We start from the raw sequence: 3,915 nt of genomic DNA on the forward strand, positions 1-3,915 counted from the left end.
GCTGCGCACCCTCCACCCGTCGGCGCGGGCCTGCGGGACCCGCGTCGAATTCGTCGGGTCCTACGCCCACGGTGGGCGCGTGCGCGCGCTGGCCGGCGCGATGATCGACGACGGCCGGGGCTGGACCATCACCGCTCTGCGCTTGATCTAGCTCCGGTCAGAGGTTGCGGCCACGGCGGGCGGACTTGCGGCGCTGGGCGCGGTTGCCCGCATCGCCGTCGGCGCGCTTCTGCTCCGCGGAACCGTCCTCGGCGGGACCCGAGTAGGTCATCTGGGTCGGCTTGGCCTCGGCGCGGGCCAACTCCGGCGCGAGATCCTTCTCGTCGACGACGCCGTCGGCGTTGAGGTCGGCGTTCTGCTTCTGCTCGGCCTGCATGACCTGCTGGCGCACCAGGAACAGCTGGCGGATCGACTCCTCCTTGATGCCGTCCATCATCCCGGAGAACATGTCGTAGCCCTCACGCTGGTACTCGACCAGCGGGTCGGCCTGGGCCATGGCGCGCAGGCCGATGCCCTCCTTGAGGTAGTCCATCTCGTAGAGGTGCTCGCGCCACTTGCGGTCCATGACGTTGAGGATGGTGAAGCGCTCCATGTTGCGCATCTGCTCCTCGCCGCCGATCGCCGCGACGGCGTCCTCCAGCTCGGAGTAGTTCCTGCGCACGTCCTCCTGCAGCACCGTCTCGAGGTCCTTCGCGGACAGGTCGCCGGCGGAGCCGTACTCGTCGCCCTCGACCAGCGACTGCCAGGTCATGGACGGGCCGTACAGGGACTCCAGGGCGTTCCACAGCTCGTCGAGGTCCCAGTCCTCCACGTAGCCGTCGGCGGTGGCGCCTGCGACGTAGGCGGAGATGACGTCGTCCTGCATGTCGCGGACCTGGTCCTTCAGGTCCTCGCCCTCGAGGATGCGGCGGCGCTCGGCGTAGACCACCTTGCGCTGCTGGTTCATCACCTCGTCGTACTTGAGGACGTTCTTGCGGACCTCGAAGTTCTGGCTCTCCACCTGCGTCTGCACGCTCTTGATGGAGTTGGACACGACCTTCGAGTCGATGGGCACGTCGTCCGGCACGTTGAGAGTGTTCATCAGCGCTTCCATGCGCTGGCCGTTGAAGCGGACCATGAGCTCGTCGCGCATGGACAGGTAGAAGCGGGTCTCGCCCGGGTCGCCCTGGCGGGCCGTGCGGCCGCGGAGCTGGTTGTCGATGCGGCGGGACTCGTGGCGCTCGGTGCCCAGGACGTACAGGCCGCCGACCTCGCGAACCTTCTCCGCCTCGGCCTCGGCCGACTCGCGGACGCGCGCGATCTCCGCGTCCCACTCGGCCTCGTATTCCTCCGGGGTCTCCGTCGGCGACAGGCCCTTGGCGCGCAGGTTGAGGTCGGCGATGATGTCCGGGTTGCCGCCGAGCACGATGTCGGTGCCGCGGCCGGCCATGTTGGTGGCCACGGTGACGGCGCCGGGGCGGCCGGCCACTGCGACGATCTCGGCTTCCTTCTCGTGGTGCTTGGCGTTGAGCACGCTGTGCTTGATGCCCTCGCGCTGCAGCAGCTTGGACAGGTGCTCCGACATCTCGACGGACGCGGTGCCCACCAGCACCGGCTGGCCCTTCTCGTGGCTCTCGCGGATGTCCTCGATGACCGCGTAGAACTTCGACTCCTGCGTCTTGTAGACCAGGTCGGGGTGGTCCTTGCGCTGGTTGGGGCGGTTCGGCGGGATCTGCATGACGTTGAGCTTGTACGTCTGGTGCAGCTCGGCGGCCTCGGTCTCGGCCGTGCCGGTCATGCCGGCCAGCTTGTCGTACATGCGGAAATAGTTCTGCAGCGTGACGGTGGCGAGGGTCTGGTTCTCGTTCTTGATCTCCACTCCCTCCTTCGCCTCGATGGCCTGGTGCATGCCCTCGTTGTAGCGGCGGCCGGCCAGCACGCGGCCGGTGAACTCGTCGACGATGAGGATCTCGCCGTTGCGGATGATGTAGTCCTTGTCGCGGGTGAACAGCTCCTTCGCCTTGATGGCGTTGTTCAGGTAGCTGACCAGCTGCGAGTTCTCGGCGGCGTAGAGGTTGTCGATGCCCAGCTGGTCCTCGACGTAGGCGACGCCCTCCTCGCGGACGCCGACGGTGCGCTTGCGCACGTCGACCTCGTAGTGGATGTCCAGGCGCATGCCCTTCACGATCCCGGAGAACGCCTGGTACCACTCCGGCGAGCCGTCGGCCGGGCCGGAGATGATCAGCGGGGTGCGGGCCTCGTCGATGAGGATCGAGTCGACCTCGTCGACGATGGCGTAGTGGTGGCCGCGCTGCACCAGGTCGTTGAGGGAGTGCGCCATGTTGTCGCGCAGGTAGTCGAAGCCGAGCTCGTTGTTCGTGCCGTAGGTGATGTCGGCCGCGTAGGCCTCGCGGCGCTGGTCGGAGCTGAGGCCCGACAGGATCACGGAGGTCTCCAGGCCCAGGAAGCGGTGGACGCGGCCCATCCACTCGGCGTCGCGCTTGGCCAGGTAGTCGTTGACCGTGACCACGTGGACGCCCTTGCCCTCCAGAGCGTTGAGATACGCGGGGAGCACACAGGTCAGGGTCTTGCCCTCGCCGGTCTTCATTTCGGCGACGTTGCCGAAGTGCAGCGCGGCGCCGCCCATGACCTGCACCGGGTAGTGCTTCTGGCCGAGGACGCGCCACGACGCCTCGCGGGCGGTGGCGAAGGCCTCGAGGAGCAGGTCGTCGAGGGATTCGCCGTCCTTCAGGCGGGTCTTGAATTCCTCGGTCTTCAGCCGCAGCTCGTCGTCCGACAGCGCCGCGTACTCGTCGTCGAGATCCAGCACCGCGTCCGCGATGCCCTTGAGGCGCTTGACGGCGCGCCCCTCACCGACGCGGAGCAACTTGCTGAAAGAAAACACTGCGGATGGGACCTTTCCGGCAGACGACTCATGGCCGCACCCCAGCCGGGGCGCTCAAGTCCCCCAGTATAGGAGCATCCCGCGCCCCGGGGTGGGGTGCGGGTGCTTTACGACGGCCCGAGGTTCGCCCGATCAGCCGGCGACGGGAACGAAGACGATGGCGTTGTTCCCGCCGGTGCACCTGTAGGTCGCGTCGCGGCCGTTCATCGATCCGAGGGTGCAGTTCATGGTGTAGGTCCGCCCGGTGACCGGGCTGTAGGCGCGCACGGTGCGATGGGGGACTCCGACGGTGCCCTCCCACACTTCGTCGGAGACGCGCCTGGCGAAGGCGCAACTGGTGTTCGCCGATCCGGTCAGCGCCCCGTTCCGGCAATTGGTGTGCACCGAGGAATCGCCCCACACCCGGGAACGGAATCCGTCATCGGAATCGTCCGATCCCGAATCGCGCACCCGCTCGGTCTCGGTGACCGTTTCCCGCGGCGCCGCCCCCTCGGTGGGTTGTGGCCGGTCGGCATCCTCGCCCGCCGCGGAGGGCGGCGCCGGCGGGGCCTGGGTGGCCACCAGATCAGCGTCATCTCCGGAGTCTTCGCCGACGCCCAGCACCAGCGCGGCGACGACGCCGATGGTGACGATGAGCACGCCCACCAGGCCGATCAACGCGTACATCAACCCGTTTCCGCCGCCCCCTCCCCCGGGCGGCATCGGCGGTTGCTGCGGCGGCGTCCACTGGTGGGTCATGGCGTCCTCTTTTTCGTCGTTCACCCCCACCATATCCGCGACGCGGGAAAAGCCAAGATCCCCTCAGCCTGCGATGCCGACGAACACGACCGCGTTGTTTCCTCCCGTGCAGTGGTAGGTGGCATCCGTCCCGGACCTGTTCTCGAGGACGCAGGACATGGTGTACGTCTGGCCCGTCACCGGGCTGTCCGCCTGGACCGTGACCGTCCTTGGAGTGGGTGTCTGTCCGGCTATCGAGAGGTGGATCGCTTCCGCGACATTGGATGCGAATGCGCAGCTGGTCGACGGCGACC

2 protein-coding genes are annotated in these 3,915 nt (G+C 67.7%); both read right to left on the reverse strand.

The window, feature by feature from the left end; all coding sequences use genetic code 11:
* Positions 1–157 precede the first annotated feature (157 nt).
* Positions 158–2,884 (reverse strand): preprotein translocase subunit SecA, encoded by a 2,727-nt coding sequence (secA, locus tag GX015_RS05400; protein ID WP_291343389.1) that lies wholly within the window; start codon positions 2,882–2,884, stop codon positions 158–160.
* Positions 2,885–3,016: 132 nt separating this feature from the next.
* The gene (locus GX015_RS05405; protein WP_291343391.1) at positions 3,017–3,646 is read right to left on the reverse strand and encodes a hypothetical protein; all 630 of its coding nucleotides are present in this window, start codon (positions 3,644–3,646) and stop codon (positions 3,017–3,019) included.
* Between the last annotated feature and the right edge of the window lie 269 nt (positions 3,647–3,915).

It is taken from the genome of Corynebacterium sp., assembly GCF_012837295.1.
In the GTDB taxonomy this organism is placed as follows: Bacteria; Actinomycetota; Actinomycetes; order Mycobacteriales; family Mycobacteriaceae; genus Corynebacterium.